Origin of the sequence: Listeria floridensis FSL S10-1187, assembly GCF_000525875.1 — a bacterium.
GTDB lineage: Bacteria > Bacillota > Bacilli > Lactobacillales > Listeriaceae > Listeria > Listeria floridensis.
In genome coordinates this window covers 1-14574 of sequence record NZ_AODF01000023.1, presented here as the reverse complement: position 1 = coordinate 14574, position 14574 = coordinate 1, and the positions used below count along the sequence as shown (strand labels likewise).

At 41.1% G+C, this 14574-nt stretch carries 13 protein-coding genes and 2 pseudogenes; 6 read left to right on the top strand and 9 right to left on the bottom strand.

The window, feature by feature from the left end:
* The first annotated feature begins 270 nt into the window (after positions 1 to 270).
* On the top strand, positions 271 to 567 hold the full coding sequence (locus MFLO_RS09185) for a bacteriocin immunity protein (protein WP_036097656.1): 297 nt from the start codon (positions 271 to 273) through the stop codon (positions 565 to 567).
* A gap of 205 nt (positions 568 to 772) precedes the next feature.
* Here the strand turns inward: MFLO_RS09185 and MFLO_RS09180 are convergent.
* A pseudogene (locus MFLO_RS09180) lies at positions 773 to 1574 on the bottom strand (formate/nitrite transporter family protein).
* Between the two features lie 278 nt (positions 1575 to 1852).
* Here MFLO_RS09180 and MFLO_RS09175 point away from each other — a divergent pair.
* On the top strand, positions 1853 to 2710 hold the full coding sequence (locus tag MFLO_RS09175; protein ID WP_036097655.1) for an alpha/beta hydrolase: 858 nt from the start codon (positions 1853 to 1855) through the stop codon (positions 2708 to 2710).
* A gap of 25 nt (positions 2711 to 2735) precedes the next feature.
* Here MFLO_RS09175 and MFLO_RS09170 read toward each other — a convergent pair whose 3' ends face one another.
* From MFLO_RS09170 to secA2, 4 genes and pseudogenes are all read right to left on the bottom strand, one after another.
* A complete protein-coding gene (locus tag MFLO_RS09170) occupies positions 2736 to 3431 on the bottom strand; it encodes an N-acetylmannosamine-6-phosphate 2-epimerase (protein WP_036097653.1) in 696 nt (231 codons plus the stop codon).
* A gap of 6 nt (positions 3432 to 3437) precedes the next feature.
* Positions 3438 to 3728, bottom strand: coding sequence for a hypothetical protein (locus MFLO_RS09165; RefSeq protein ID WP_241433608.1), 291 nt, complete (start codon positions 3726 to 3728; stop codon positions 3438 to 3440).
* 175 nt (positions 3729 to 3903) lie between these two features.
* Positions 3904 to 5106: an AI-2E family transporter gene (locus tag MFLO_RS09160; RefSeq protein WP_036097651.1), complete on the bottom strand. Its 1203-nt coding sequence runs from the start codon at positions 5104 to 5106 to the stop codon at positions 3904 to 3906.
* A 116-nt stretch (positions 5107 to 5222) separates the two neighbouring features.
* Positions 5223 to 7550: pseudogene (secA2, locus tag MFLO_RS09150) on the bottom strand (accessory Sec system translocase SecA2).
* Positions 7551 to 7981: 431 nt separating this feature from the next.
* Between secA2 and MFLO_RS17240 the strand changes: the two are divergent.
* Entirely contained in the window at positions 7982 to 9793 is a 1812-nt protein-coding gene (locus tag MFLO_RS17240) for a LysM peptidoglycan-binding domain-containing protein (protein ID WP_036097649.1), read from the top strand.
* Between the two features lie 63 nt (positions 9794 to 9856).
* A complete protein-coding gene (locus MFLO_RS09140) occupies positions 9857 to 11041 on the top strand; it encodes a class I SAM-dependent rRNA methyltransferase (protein WP_036097648.1) in 1185 nt (394 codons plus the stop codon).
* 41 nt (positions 11042 to 11082) lie between these two features.
* On the opposite strand, the gene MFLO_RS15580 is transcribed toward MFLO_RS09140, so the two are convergent.
* The 3 genes from MFLO_RS15580 to MFLO_RS09130 all read right to left on the bottom strand — a co-directional run bounded on the left by MFLO_RS15580 (position 11083) and on the right by MFLO_RS09130 (position 12046).
* Entirely contained in the window at positions 11083 to 11241 is a 159-nt protein-coding gene (locus MFLO_RS15580; protein WP_156065847.1) for a hypothetical protein, read from the bottom strand.
* A 148-nt stretch (positions 11242 to 11389) separates the two neighbouring features.
* Positions 11390 to 11614, bottom strand: coding sequence for a DUF5105 domain-containing protein (locus MFLO_RS17235; RefSeq protein ID WP_149023013.1), 225 nt, complete (start codon positions 11612 to 11614; stop codon positions 11390 to 11392).
* Between the two features lie 225 nt (positions 11615 to 11839).
* Positions 11840 to 12046, bottom strand: coding sequence for a YdbC family protein (locus MFLO_RS09130; protein WP_036097646.1), 207 nt, complete (start codon positions 12044 to 12046; stop codon positions 11840 to 11842).
* Between the two features lie 190 nt (positions 12047 to 12236).
* On the opposite strand from MFLO_RS09130, the gene MFLO_RS09125 reads away from it, so the two are divergent.
* Both MFLO_RS09125 and MFLO_RS09120 read left to right on the top strand, forming a co-directional pair.
* On the top strand, positions 12237 to 12932 hold the full coding sequence (locus tag MFLO_RS09125; RefSeq protein WP_241433607.1) for a threonine/serine exporter family protein: 696 nt from the start codon (positions 12237 to 12239) through the stop codon (positions 12930 to 12932).
* A 15-nt stretch (positions 12933 to 12947) separates the two neighbouring features.
* On the top strand, positions 12948 to 13400 hold the full coding sequence (locus MFLO_RS09120) for a threonine/serine exporter family protein (RefSeq protein ID WP_036097641.1): 453 nt from the start codon (positions 12948 to 12950) through the stop codon (positions 13398 to 13400).
* 291 nt (positions 13401 to 13691) lie between these two features.
* Here the strand turns inward: MFLO_RS09120 and MFLO_RS15700 are convergent.
* On the bottom strand, positions 13692 to 14574 hold an 883-nt coding region (locus MFLO_RS15700; protein WP_036097640.1), incomplete at its 5' end, for a hypothetical protein.

Genomic DNA, 14574 nt, shown 5'->3' with positions numbered 1-14574 from the left:
GTCAATCAATTTCTTTTTTTAGCATTTTCGATAGGCACTCGAACTAGCTGGATTTTTAAATCAATTAAGAAGATCACTTTAGCTAATCCAGACATCATAAATTTTGAAAAAAGCTTTTACAAAAGCTGGATTTTATTCTTTCTGGAAATTCATACTATCTTCCTTATGATGGATAAATAGATTTATTTATATCTTCACATCACTACTTCCTCTCTATTCATAGTATAATGATATTAGTTACATATTGAGCAATGAAGGGAGTAATGTATTGTGAGCAAAATCAAATGGTTTTCAGGTGGAAATGAACGGGGAGATCAAGCTATTACTCTCATCAACGAGTTAATGCATGATTTACTTCCTGTTCCAAAAAGTGAATCGTTACAAAAGACATTACATCAGTACAAGAACGAGCTCGAGAGAAAAGAAGCTGCTGTTCCTCTTATTTTAAGTCGAATGAACATTGCTATTTCTAACACGATTAAAAAAGATGAAATTTTGCTATCAGACAGCCAATCAGATAAAATAAAGCAATTAGCTTCCCTATCAAGTATTCGATATGGTTACTAAAAGAGAGGGCTGTTTCAAGTTTTTGCCGTTTTATTGATCAATTAGCGAAGCATACCTATAGTTGATCTTACCGGCAAATGGTGGAATACGGCTATTTCTTTAGAACATAAAAACGAAAAATCGAATGAAAAGCCTCACTAAAAGGCCTCATCAAACGATTTTCGTTTTTATGTTTTCCTATTCATTTTAAAAACCAAGACAAAACTCAGTCTTTATACATTGATTTTGTTCGATTTAGCCAAGCATAGCCGAGACCAATCACGAGTCCACCGCCGACAAAGTTGCCGAGAAGCGCTAAGATAAGATTCGTTGACACACTGCCGACTGTCATTGCCGCTAAGTGTCCGCCAGATGCGAAAAAGGCTAACGAGAATGATGAAAAGTTCGCAATAACGTGCTCAAATCCTAAGAATGCAAAGATGAAAATAATAAAGATCATCGCAATGACTTTTCCAGCATCATCCTTCATCCGAAGTGTACATAATACCGCTGTATTTACAACGATGTTCGCAAAAATCGCTTCAATGAAAATCTGTAATGGTTCTTTTTCAAGCTTACCGCTTACCGCAGTAAACAAGAAATGATCAGCTGGAAGATTACTAAAAACGGAAGTAAGTGAAGCAACATAACCCGCTATAATTCCGCCAATTAAGTTAAACACAATACACAAAAATAAAATTTGCAACGCTCTGCCTGGGCGGATGATTTTTTGGTAAACACCGGTTGTCATGTACATCATGTTTGATGTTCCCAGTTCCGCATTCATATAGATAATCATTACAAGCGACCAGCTAAACATAAACGCATAAACTATTTTTCCAAGTCCTTCTGCATAATGATCAACTTTGTCGCCAATCATGACGGCAACAGCAGTTCCGAGCGTTAAAAATAAACAAGCCAGCATCGCTCGAACAATGTAACGAACCACACTATTGCTTACAAGATCAATTTTTTTTTCTTGTACTGTAGTCAATCTTTTGCATCAGTGGACTGCTTTCAATATCCAAATTTTTTCAACTCCATACTCATTAAAATGGGGTGTTTCTCTTAAAATGTAAAAGAACCTGTTCATTGTATCACGATTTCCCTGTGGTGCAAACCTTTAATTTCTAAGGTAAACGCTATCATTTTAAAAAAAAGAAAAATAAATTTTCAAGCGACACGTATTCTTCAAATTTGAACTGTGCGGTTCTCTTTTCCCTGAATAAAATAGATTAAAACACTGGAATTTTCGCAAAATCACGCTTACACTGGGAATAACGAAAACTTGAGGAGGTCTCTTATTTTGAAGCAGCAAACATTTATTTTTGGTGAAAAAGACGGTGTTAGTCTTGCAGCCGATTTATTTACCCCAGAAAAGCCGGCTGGTCGAACGGTGATTTACTTCCACGGCGGAGGCTTGCTTTACGGCTCGCGCCGCGACTTAAATGAAAGTTACATCAACCAATTTTTGTCTGGCGGATTTAACGTCCTCCTCGCCGATTACCGGCTTGCCCCAGAAACAAAGCTTCCGGAAATCTACCAAGATGCAAGCGACATCGTACTTTACTTCACCGAAAACGCATCTAAATGGGGGCTTCCAGGAAATGATTTTGCGCTTTTCGGTCAATCTTCTGGCGCATTCCTATCGCTTCTTCTCGCAACTGACCCAGCACTACCTTCGCCATTCGCTGTTCTTTCTTTCTATGGCTACTCTTCTGTTTCAGCAGACTGGCTGAGAGAAGAAAATGACTACTTTAATACTCTGCCCAAAATCAGCGAGTCTTTAAAAAATGCCATGATTCATCCTAATGCACTGACAAGTGGTTCTGTCGATACTCGCTATCCGCTTTATGTGTATGCGCGACAAAGTGGAAACTGGCTTAATTTGGTTTTTGGTGACAGCCCGACCGAAACAGATTTAGAGCCGTTCAAGCTTGATCCGGAGCGTGATTTTCACTTTTTGCCACCTGTCTTTTTGGCGCATAGTTTTGCCGATCAGGATGTTCCCATTAGCGAATCGGAGTTAATCAAGAATGGGACGCTTGAAAGTGAACTTTTTACGGTTCGTGATTTGCCGCACGATTTTGATACGAAAACGGCTGACGCCGAAGGCAGAATGGCTTATGATGCTGCAATCCGTTTTTTAAACCGAATTTATTAAAAAAGAATCCTGCTGAAGAAGCGTTTCATTTCACTTCTCCAGCGGGATTCTTTTGATTTGGAAGAGCTGCCGTAAATCGTTTGGTAATTTCCTGCGGTCGTGTAATCGCTCCGCCAACAACGACGGAAAAGGCTCCGCAACGGTAAGCTTCTGTTACTTGTTCAGGCGTATGAATCCGCCCTTCGCAAATAATCGGTACGTTCACTTGATCGCTTAGGGCTGCTACAAGCTCAAAGTCCGGTTCTGTCGAAACTTTAGATGACGTAGTGTAGCCCGACAAGGTGGTTCCGATTAAATCAAAACCCATTCGAGCGGCTGCAAGTCCTTCTGCCACATTTGAAATGTCCGCCATCGCTAGACGACCTGCTCGATGAATTTGTTCAACTAAACGGCTTGTTTCAATGCCGCCTGGGCGCAGTCTGTCTGTTGCATCAAGCGCAATGATTTCTGCCCTGGTTTCTAGAAGTTCGGATACTTCTCGTTCGGTTGCTGTAATGTAGACTTCGGAATCAGGATAGTTTCGCTTGATCAACCCAATTAGCGGCAAATCTACTTCTGCTTTAATGGCTTCAATATCCTTAACGGAGCTTGCTCTGATGCCAGATGCACCGCCGACCTTAGCGGCGAGAGCCATTCTCGCCATTACAAAGGAACTGTGGAGCGGCTCATCCGCAAGCGCTTGGCAAGATACGATAAGCTCCCCTTTCAGCTTCTCTAACATAAAAAATCACTTCTTTCGGTTATAATCAGTGAAAATATAAAGTCCGATCACGAGGCAAAGAAAACAGCTGATCGGGCGGAAATATATCCCAGAAAAGCTTGGAGAAAATAGTAAACCGAGAACTAAACCGAATATCCAAAGCATAAGTGCCAAAAATAATAGAAAATCGTTATTCTTCGCCAAAATAATCAGACATCCAGCGACAAGCATTACAATACTGAGGAGCAAGCCGGCTTTGCTCGAAAGCCCAGCAGGAAGCCCAAAAAGGTTCACAGAATTCGCTTCTGTCAGCTTCATCCATGAAAAAAACCCCAGTATGGAGGCTTGTATGGAAAGAACTCCAGCAAATACACGCAAATCAACACCATCTCACTTCTATATTTCTTCTCTTATTTTTATTTCGGACAAAAAAGCGAGGCAAATGGAAATGTCTTCGCGATTTGCCTCTTTGTCTTTGTTGCTATTGTAATTATTAGTCCTTGTTAGAATCCGCTTTACTGCTATCTGTCCCACTATTTTCTTCATTTGATTCAACATAGGCACTTTCAGGTTGTTCACCGTAAAGTCCGGATACGCGTTTAAACCAGATAAAGACGTGTTGCCAAATTACCTTTAAGACAGCATAACCCGGAACAGCAAAGATAACACCAATGACACCGAATAGTTTTCCGGATACAAGGATAACAAACAAAATGGTAATTGGGTGAACTTTGAGCGATTTACCCATGACTTGAGGTGAAATAAACTTACCTTCAAGTAATTGGACAACAACCCAAACGACAATCAGTTTAATGAGTAACCACGGTGAAGTGACGATCGCAATGATGATTGCCGGTGTAATCGCGATGGCAGGGCCAAGATACGGCACGATGCTCGTAAAGGCTGCTATGATCGCAAGCGTAAGCGCGTAAGGAAGCCCAATAATCAAGTAGCCGATAAACAGCAAAATCCCGATACAGAAACTGACGATGATTTGACCGCGGATATACGAGCTGATTTGATGATTGGATTCTGAAAGCACTTGGCGTGTGTGTGCACGGCTGTTAAGAGGAAGTAACTTCAAAAAGAATTCTGGAAGCTTTTTCCCATCTTTCAATAAGTAAAACAGTACAAGTGGTGTCGTCACGATGGCAAGAACCACTTCGGTTACGGTTCCGACAATACTGCCAATACTTGAAATCGTACTATTTAATACATCTGTTCCTTTTGTTGAGATGGTTTTCATGATATCGCTCATATTAGTTGATACTTTATCTTTAATTTGATCAAAGATCGGCGATTGGCTGAACTCTTCAAACTTCTCGGTTATCTTGTCCCAATAAGTCGGAAACGTTTTTACGAGACTCACAATTTGATCACGAACTGCTGGGATAACAAAGCTGAAAACGAGAACGATAATCCCGATGATCACAAGGAACAGAAGCCCGATTGACCAGCCACGATGCCAGCCTTTCCGTTCAAGAAAATCAATGATCGGATTAAATAAGTAATACATGATACCTGCTAGAATGATCGGTGCAGCAATGGTTTGGATGATCACTACTAGCGGATGGAAAACAAATGAAATTTTAGTCAGTACATAGATATCCATTGCTACTAGCAGGAAAATCAGTAAGCCGAGCACAAATTTGTTTTCAATAAAAAACTGCTTGAATTTCGAAAATTTTTCTTTCAATATCCTCACCTACCTCTGTAAGATTCATTATAACGTTTTATTTTATTAATTGCCTGTAAGAATCGCTTTGAAACTAAAAATCAGTCTTGCGATGGACAAGCAGGGCTTTTTTCTATCTAGCCAACGACAAGTCCGTCTGGATCTAGTTCAAGTAGCGCGTGGGCAAAATAAAAATGGTAGTCGGCTTGAAATTTTTCGAATAAGGCGGCGCCTTCTTTTTGATACATCACAAGTGGATCTTGTTGACCATATGCTTGCAAATGAATGCCTTCACGAAGCTGAACCATTTCATCAAGGTGAATCACCCACATCTGGTCCATCAGGTTGAGATAAACTTCTTTTTCGATCGCCATAATCGTATCTGGTGGAAATTTACGTCGCACTTGATTGTGCCATTCAACAATTTTTTCACCAACATCAGCCGGTTCCATCAAGGTTACCTGATCAAAGGTGTAGGGGAATTTCGTTCCGCCAAGAAGTTCTTTTTGCCACTCAAACAATTCTTCTTGCTCTTCTTCAGAATGGGCTTCGCGAAAGATTTTCTGTGCTACTTCACGCAAAATTTTTTTCGGAAGAAACGCCAAGCTTATTGCGCTTAAGTAGTTCGTCGCGTTCTTTATAGACAATTTTGCGCTGTAAATCAATTACTTCATCATATGCAAGCAAATCTTTTCTGAGTTCGTAGTTGGCTGCTTCGATCCGTTTTTGAGCGTCCACAATAAAACCACTGAGTTTGTTCGAATTTACTGGCTTCCCGTCACGCGGGTGCTTGCGTTTCAGCTTGACGGCGTATTTTTCCCATCGTTTGCCATCAAATTGATCCAGCAAATCGTCTTCGATTGATACCATAAATTTACTAAAGCCCGGATCCCCCCTTCTCCCAGATCGACCCATCAACTGTAAATCAATTCGTCTGCTTTCATGACGTTCAGTTCCGATTACAGCTAGTCCACCAAGCTTATGAACTTCTGGGCTGAGTTTAATGTCGGTTCCTCGCCCTGCCATGTTCGTCGCAAGTGTTACCATTCCTGGCTGTCCAGCCTTCGCAATCACTTCGGCTTCTTGAGCGTGGTTTTTCGCATTCAATACTTGATGTTTGATTCCTGCTTTCGTAAGGAGCGAGCTGATCCATTCATTGCTTTTAATTGAAGAAGTTCCGATTAATGTCGGTTGTCCTTTAGCATGGCGCCACGAAACTTCATAGACAATTGCACGGCCTTTTTTCTTTTTTTCGTGTAAAAAACATCATCCGGCATATCCTCACGGTTAACTCGCAAATTTGTTGGGATTACAACGACGTCAAGTCCATAAATTTGGCGGAATTCTTCTTCCTCTGTCTTCGCAGTTCCTGTCATCCCTGAGATTTTTTGATACATTCGGAAGTAGTTTTGCACAGTAATAGTCGCAAGCGTTCGCGATTCTTCATGCACATCCACGCCTTCTTTCGCCTCTATTGCTTGATGCAAGCCATCGTTAAAGCGCCGTCCCGGAAGCGCTCGTCCTGTGTGTGGATCGACAATCAATACTTCCTCTTCAAGCACTACGTAATCCTTATCTTTTTGCATTAAAAAGTAAGCACGCAAAAGTAGCATGGTAATGCGGAGAAGTGGCTGATTTTCTGCTGAATAAAGCGAATCTACCTGCCAAAAACGTTCTGCTTTTTCAATACCGGCATCGTTCAGCCAAACAAGCCGTTTATGCTCATCAATTTCGTAATCATCTTTCAACATAGTTTCGACAAGTTCATTGGCTTTAAAATACAAAGTCAAATCTTCCTCTTTGCGATCTGAAATTAAAAGTGGTGTTCGTGCCTCATCAATCAAAATCGAATCGGCTTCATCAATTAAAACAAAGTCGAGACCTGTTTGTACTTTATCTTCATAAACGCGCACCATGTTGTCGCGTAAATAATCGAATCCAAATTCAGAGGTTGTTCCGTAAATGACATCCGCTGTATAAATCGCCTTTTTCTGTTCTTTATCAAGTCCTGCTGTATTGAGCGCGACTGAAATCCCCAGATACTCAAGTACTTGTCCAATTTCTTCTCGGTCACGCCGCGCCAAATATTCATTCGCCGTCACAAGGTGAACGCGGTTGCCGCGAATGACTTCGATGTACATTACAAAAAGCGAAACAAGTGTTTTTCCTTCACCGGTTTTCATTTCGGCAATTTTCCCGTCGCCAAGCACGAGTGCACCGATCAATTGAACAATTACGGCTTCTAGTCCGACTACACGTTTTGCCGCTTCGCGTACAAGGGCAAAGCTGTTGATTCTATCCCGCAAAGTCATTTCTTGGGAATCAAATTTGCTACGCCAAATCTTCGTTTGCTTGATCAGCTCTTCTTGGTCCATATTTTGATAGAGGTCTTCTTTTTTCACGATTTGACGCGCAATTTCCCGATATTCTTTTACGATTTTTCGATCGTCTAGATTTTGTTTCATGTTTTACCCTCCATAATTTCCATTATACAACACTTTTGTATCCATGTTGAATCATTTTCCAAAGAAAACCATTCTATGAAAGTTAATACTGAAAATGAGTTTTCGCTTAGGAAAAGCTGATATTACAATTAGATTAAATTTTACTGTTGTTTTAACGCAATAGGTTGCCAAATACGAAACATCTGGAAACCTTTCGTTATCACTTAGTAAGTCTGAATGCCGATGATATTCTGCTTCTCAAGCCCAGCGAATACGTGTTCGTTTTTTAAATCATTACAGTTTTATTACAAGCATCTGGTATAGTCCGGTTCATTTTATTTAGGTTTACCCAAAGCGGTTTGTTTTTTAGCGTCAAACTCGGTAAAATGGGTATTAAGTCAGTATTGCGATTATACAAACTGATTGTTAGAAAAGAGAGGAGTTTTACGAATATGAAAAAAGCGACTATTGCAACAGCTACAGCGGGGATTGCGGTCACTGCTTTTGCGGCTCCGACGATTGCATCAGCAAGCACTGTTGTTGTTGAGTCTGGTGACACATTATGGGGAATTGCAGAATCAAACGACACTACTGTTGATTCTTTAAAGAAGCTAAACAGCTTGGATAGCGATAAAATTTTTCCTGGTCAAAAACTTGTTGTCAGTGAAACAAGCAAAGAAAATACTGAAAAAGCCGTTTCTGCCACTTGGCTCAATGTTCGTCAAGGTCCTGGCGTAGAAAACAACATTCTGACTTCGCTTAAAGGCGGAACAAAGGTAACGGTTTTAGCTGATGAAGCAAACGGCTGGAACAAGATTTCCTATGGTGAAGGAAAAACGGGCTATGTGAATGGAAAATACTTAGGTGAAGCTAAGGTAGCTCCGGCTCCTAGTGCGACACAACAAACTGAAGTGAAACAAACGACACAAACAAATACGGCTGAAACGACTTCAGTGAAAGAAAATACTGCGGTACAAAAACCAGCTAATCTTTCTACTTATAAAGTAAAAAATGGCGATACGCTTTGGGCGCTATCGGTTAAGTTCAATTCTTCGGTGCAGGAATTAATGTCTTGGAATCATTTATCTTCTTCTTCTATTTATGTAGGTCAAACGCTTGCTGTGAAAGCTCAAGCGGCACAACCTGCTACACCGGTGCAAAAAGAAGAAACAGCTGTCGCACAGCCTGCTGAAAAACAAGAAGCAGAAACTGCAGCTCCGGCTGAAACGGCAACTACAGAACAACCAGCAGTTCAAGCAGAAACAGAACAAGCGAAAACTGAGCAAGTACAAGTTGATGTAAATGCATCAAGCTATACGGTACAAAAAGGCGACAGTTTAAGCAAAATTGCTGGGCTATTTGGAACAACGGTTAGTCAGCTTAAAGCATTGAACGGCTTATCAAGCGATGCCATTGTTGTCGGCGATGTTCTTAAGGTCAAAGGCGAAGTGAAACAAGAAACACCAGTGAAGGAGGAAGCTCCTGCACAAACGGAAACAAAACCAGTGGAACAAACACAAACTGAAAAACCTGCGCAAACTGCTCCTTCTACACCTAAAGAAGAAACAGCTCCTGCTGCACCTGTGATTGATACGAGTGCATCGAGCTATACGGTTCGTAGCGGCGATAGCTTAAGTAAAATTGCTGGTATTTTCGGGACTACGGTAAGCAAAATCAAGGCGCTAAATGGTCTTTCAAGTGACAATATTCAAGTTGGTCAAGTCCTTAAAGTAAAAGGAACTGTACCGCAAGTAAGCAACAATAATTCAAACTCAAGCAGCAATGTTTCAAATGCAAACAACTCAAGCTCGAACAACGCATCGAAACCTGCTCAAAATACAAATAGCGGCAGCTCTTCAAGTGCAAGCAATACCGGCTCTTCTTCAAGCAGTTCAAGTGCAAGTTACGGCGCACTAATTGCTGAAGCACAAAAACACCTTGGCAAACCTTATGGATGGGGTGCAAACGGTCCGTCTTCATTCGATTGCTCTGGTTACACAAAATATGTGTTTAACAAAGTTGGAATCAGCCTTCCAAGAACTTCTGGCGGTCAATACGCAGCGGCTACGAAGATTTCTGAATCGCAAGCTAAGCCTGGCGATCTCGTATTCTTCAACTATGGTAGCGGAATTGCCCATGTTGGGATTTATGTTGGCGGCGGTCAAATGATTAATGCACAAGATAACGGCGTGAAGTACGATAATATCCACGGCAGCGGTTGGGGACAATTTTTAGTCGGCTTTGGTCGTGTAGCGAACTTTTAATAGAAATTGAATCAAAAATAGCTTCCTGCTATCGGGAAGCTATTTTTTTACGGAGTGATTTTTTTGAATGAAGTGACACTGAAAATCAACAAGCAACATTTAAAAGCTTATCAAAATGGTTATCCGCTGATTTTGCGGGACAATCTCGAAACTTGGCGAGATGATCTTCACGAAGGGGATTTAATTCGTCTAGTGGATTCTGGCGGGAGGTTTGTCGCAAAAGGCTACTACGGGCTGCAAAATAAAGGGATCGGCTGGATTTTTACGACAGAGGAACAGGTGAATTTGGACGGTTCCTTATTCAAACGGCTCATTCATAAAGCACTTGAGAAACGTCAATCCCTTTTTAACGATGAATCGACTACTGCTTTTCGGCTTTTTAACGGGGAAGGCGACGGTCTTGGTGGTATCACGGTGGACTACTATGACGGTTATCTACTGTTTCAATGGTATAGTATTGGAATTTATCACTATCAGAAGGAATTTACCCGAACTTGGTTTGACCTTCCTTTTGTGAAAGGAATTTATGAGAAGAAACGTTTTGAAACGACGGAACAAGCGAGCGACTTTGTTGGTGGAACAGAAGCTCCCCTACCGCTCATCGTGAAGGAAAACGGGATAAACTATGCGACTTACCTTAACGATGGCTGGATGACAGGAATTTTCCTCGATCAGCGTGATGTCAGAAAACGCATTATGGATCACTATGCTAGTGGAAAAACGGTTTTAAATACTTTCTCTTATACGGGAGCTTTTTCGGTTGCTGCTCTTTACGGCGGGGCGCTTCAGACAACAAGTGTTGATGTCGCGAAACGAAGTCGTAAAAAAACGGCGGAACAATTTGAGGTGAATGGAATTGACCCTGAGGCGCAAGCCATTGTTGTCGAGGATGTCTTTCAATATTTTAAATACGCCAAACGCAAAGGGTTGTCATTTGACCTTGTCATTACCGATCCACCAAGTTTTGCCCGCACAAAAAAAATCACTTTCCGCGTAGCAAAAGACTATCCAGAACTCCTGCGTGAAGTGATTGCCATAACGGCTCGCCATGGTGTGATTGTCGCTTCAACGAATTACGCTGGGTTCTCTCTTTCTAAATTCACTGAGCTTGTTGAGAAGGCTTTTAACGGTACTGGACGCAGTTTTGCAATTCGTGAAACTTACCGGCTACCGCATGATTTTCAAGTGAATAAAAGCTTTAACGAAGGCAACTATTTGAAGGTTCTATTTTTAGAACTTGATATCTAAAAAAGCAGGTATTATGCAATACCTGCTTTTAGCTCACTCAATTATTGTCCAGCAAAAAATGCTGTAGCTAGTTTTTGTGCAAAAGCTGTCTCATTAACTATTTTCCATTGCGATTTATTATCTGGATTAGCTTCAAGTTGTAAGTCTACTTGAATTGTTTTGCCGCTTAGTTTTGCCGCTTTCACAGCTGCAATATACATTTCAATTACTTTTTTTAATTGCTTTTTCAGGATCATCTGTAAGAGATGGATTTTTTACTTTCTCTTTTTCTTATGTTCGCCAGTAATGTTTTTTTGTACGCCATCCCAATCAAGTGTTTTGATTGAATAGGTGACAACCGGCTTCTCTTTATCCTCTTTTTTTTACTTTCACTTGATAGGTAACATCGCTTCTGATTTTTTCCATACAAGCTTTAAAAAGGTCATCAATTTCTTTATCAAGCTGAACAGGCTTTCCACCAGCCATTTGTGTGAATGTGCGCTTAAATCCTGTTGTAAATCCCTTTTGCAGATCTTTTTCTGTTTCAGAAGCGTCTTGTCCAAAAACTTTTTTTAACTTTCTCTGTCTCTTTATTGTACATGAGTGCGTTCAGAACAACTTCTGCCGCATGTTCTCTCCTTCACTACCTTTTAGTCAATAAGAAAACGAAAGACCCTGAGTGAGTCTCTCGCCTTTTACTACCATTTGAGTATATCAAGCGAAACTAATTATCTATTCGATACTAAGTTTCGTAATAGATACGGAGATGCGAACATTTTGTGACAAAAGAAATTTAAAAAGGGGGATTTACAGCATGACTTACAATAATTCTTTTAATTTTTGTGCTTCTTCATCCGTAAGCGTGACGCCCTTACCCATTTTGGAATGATCTTCTGACCAGTCACGAATATCGAACTTTGGTTCGCGACCATTCCAACTGATGCGATTCAATTCTTTGCTCCAACCGCGGGCGTTTGTTGATAATACACCAATTTCTTCAACAATTTCATATTCTATTCCTGCCATTTTTAAACCTCTTTTCTTTTTTTGAAAAATTTTAGTTTTATTTTACCAAATTGATATTGATTTAGACTAGAAATTATACTTGTCTTGCGTTAGGATTAGATACAGAATCACTTTAGTAAAGGAGGAGAACCTTTTTTGAAAAAAAGAAAAAGACTACTTGCTTAAAACATGCCTCATGGCTGGAAAAATCATGATGGAAAGCGGCGCTGAAATCTACCGTGTAGAAGATACGATGAACCGGATTGCAGATGCTGCTACCAGCAAAAAAGGCATTACATTCGCGACACCAACTGGTATTTTCATGTCAATCGAAGGCGAGCAGCACATTCAGCTAGAAACCATCCCGACTCGAACAATCAACTTGGAAAAGGTCTCTCTTGTCAATGATCTTTCGCGCGAATTTTCTGCGCATAATATTTCGCTGGAAGAGCTTCATTCCAGTTTAGTTCAACTTGAAAAAGATACCCGCTTCTTTCCGGTCTGGATGCAAATTTTATCAGCCGGTCTTGTCAGCGGAGCCTTGATGATCATCTTCGGCGGTTCATGGGTTGATTTCATTAGCACATGTATCATCGGAACTTTAGGCTTTATCGTTTATTATTTTGCCGCGGAATGGCTCAAAATTAAATTCCTCGCAGAATTTCTATCTTCATTTATCATCGGACTTTTGGCGGTCTTCGTCGTTCACTTCCATCTCGGGGTCAATCTTGATAAGATCATTATCGGCGGCGTGATGCCACTTGTACCCGGTGTACCGATTACGAATGCCGTGCGTGACCTTTTAGCCGGACATTTGCTTGGCGGAATGGCACGCGGTATGGAAGCCTTGCTAACATCAGGAGCGATCGGGATTGGAATTGCGGTTGTCTTCCGCTTTTTCGCATAGAAAGGAGCATTCGATATGATTTGGACAATTTTGATACAACTTGTGTTTAGCTATATTGCAACTGTTACATTTGCCGTGATTACGAATGTTCCAAAACGCGCACTTAATGCTTGCGGACTTACCGGAACATTCGGCTGGATGTTCTTTTGGATACTGAAAGAGCTTGGCAGTGGAACTGCGATGGCTACTATTGCAGGAGCATTTGTTGTTGCGGTTGCAAGCCACTTTTTCGCGAAGTTTAAACGGATGCCGATCACGATCTTTAATGTACCTGGGATTGTGCCGCTTGTCCCCGGAGGTTTGGCTTATCAAGCTGTTCGTAACTTTGTACTTGGTGAATACACGGAAGCCATTGGGTTTTCTGTACAGGTTACGATTGTTGCTGGGGCAATTGCGGCTGGTTTGATGCTGTCTGAGATTTTCAACCACAGTATTCGACGCTTCCGAGAACATAAAGCAAAATTTTAAACAAAAACCTTAGCTGGACAAACCGACCGCCAAATGTTAGACTTTTTGGCGGTCGGTTTTCTATGTCTAAGTATCTGTATGATTTTGCATTAAAAGTTGCAGCTACCTTTAGAAACTTTTAAATCTCCAAAAACGACTTACTAGGTATTGGTAAAATTTTTTGATTAGAAAAAACACTGAAGCGTAACTGCTAAAAATTCATGTAGTATATCCTTTTTCATTGATGGGAATAGCTGTTTTAAGAAAGTATCAATTTTTTATCACTGACAAACCCTGTTCACATTATTTCATTTATGCTTTTTCAATCTGCCGTGCCAATTCCTGATCCTTCTCTAACTGCTTAGCCATGGCTTTTTTCATATTAGTTAAGAGTTCCTCGTAGTCTTTTTCAATGGATTTTAACTTGGCTATCTTTTTCTGATACATTGCTTTCGGTTTGGTGCGAATACTCGTTTCTGTTGCTCCTCCGCTCGCTAAGGCTTCAAGGATTTCTCCCTCTGTCAACGTCTCTCCAATAGTTCGTGCGTCATGAAGCGTATCCCGCCATAATTCATCCGCATTTTCGATCGCTTTCTGATAGGTTTTATGTAAAGCATTCAGCTCAAATTGAATCGTTAGTTTCATCCCTTCGGTTAGCGCTAGTGCTTCCGCGGCATCTAAGAAGATTTCTTCTGCTCCTGACAACCCGCCACCACTTGTAGCCAATACATGTTTCAAATGGGCCAGCCCCGCTAGTTTTTCTTTGGTAGCTTGCTTGGCCAGTGCCGCGTAACCGGCGGAGTCCGTCAGCACGTTGCCCGCTTGATCATATTGATAGCCGCCCCACATATGTTGTTTTCCTATACTTCCCGCGTCTTTGGAGTCCACTAAAATCAACTGACCTACGGTTTCATGCCGAGCACCATAACCGATTGGTACAAGGTCTTTCTCGTCAATGAAATTATACGCAATCCCCAGTTTATTCAACGCAGAAACCGTTGTTTTTTGTTTCGCATTTAACGTGGAATAAATATTCGGACCTTGATAGAAATAAGCGCCACCAATACGCGCAAGCTCTTCCTGATCTAAATTCGCTAACGCATATTGACCATTCATCGAACCGAGTGAATGCGCGTACACATAAATCTTGGCATTCGGATAGGTTTGCATCGCGGTCTGTAAAGTATCCGCAGAA

Coding starts and splice junctions, on each gene's coding strand:
- MFLO_RS09130 (WP_036097646.1), bottom strand. CDS start 12,046: ATGGCAGGAATAGAATATGAAATTGTTGAAGAAATTGGTGTATTATCA.
- MFLO_RS17240 (WP_036097649.1), top strand. CDS start 7,982: ATGAAAAAAGCGACTATTGCAACAGCTACAGCGGGGATTGCGGTCACT.
- MFLO_RS09170 (WP_036097653.1), bottom strand. CDS start 3,431: ATGTTAGAGAAGCTGAAAGGGGAGCTTATCGTATCTTGCCAAGCGCTT.
- MFLO_RS09165 (WP_241433608.1), bottom strand. CDS start 3,728: ATGAAGCTGACAGAAGCGAATTCTGTGAACCTTTTTGGGCTTCCTGCT.
- MFLO_RS09120 (WP_036097641.1), top strand. CDS start 12,948: ATGATTTGGACAATTTTGATACAACTTGTGTTTAGCTATATTGCAACT.
- MFLO_RS15580 (WP_156065847.1), bottom strand. CDS start 11,241: ATGTATATTGCAGCTGTGAAAGCGGCAAAACTAAGCGGCAAAACAATT.
- MFLO_RS09125 (WP_241433607.1), top strand. CDS start 12,237: ATGATGGAAAGCGGCGCTGAAATCTACCGTGTAGAAGATACGATGAAC.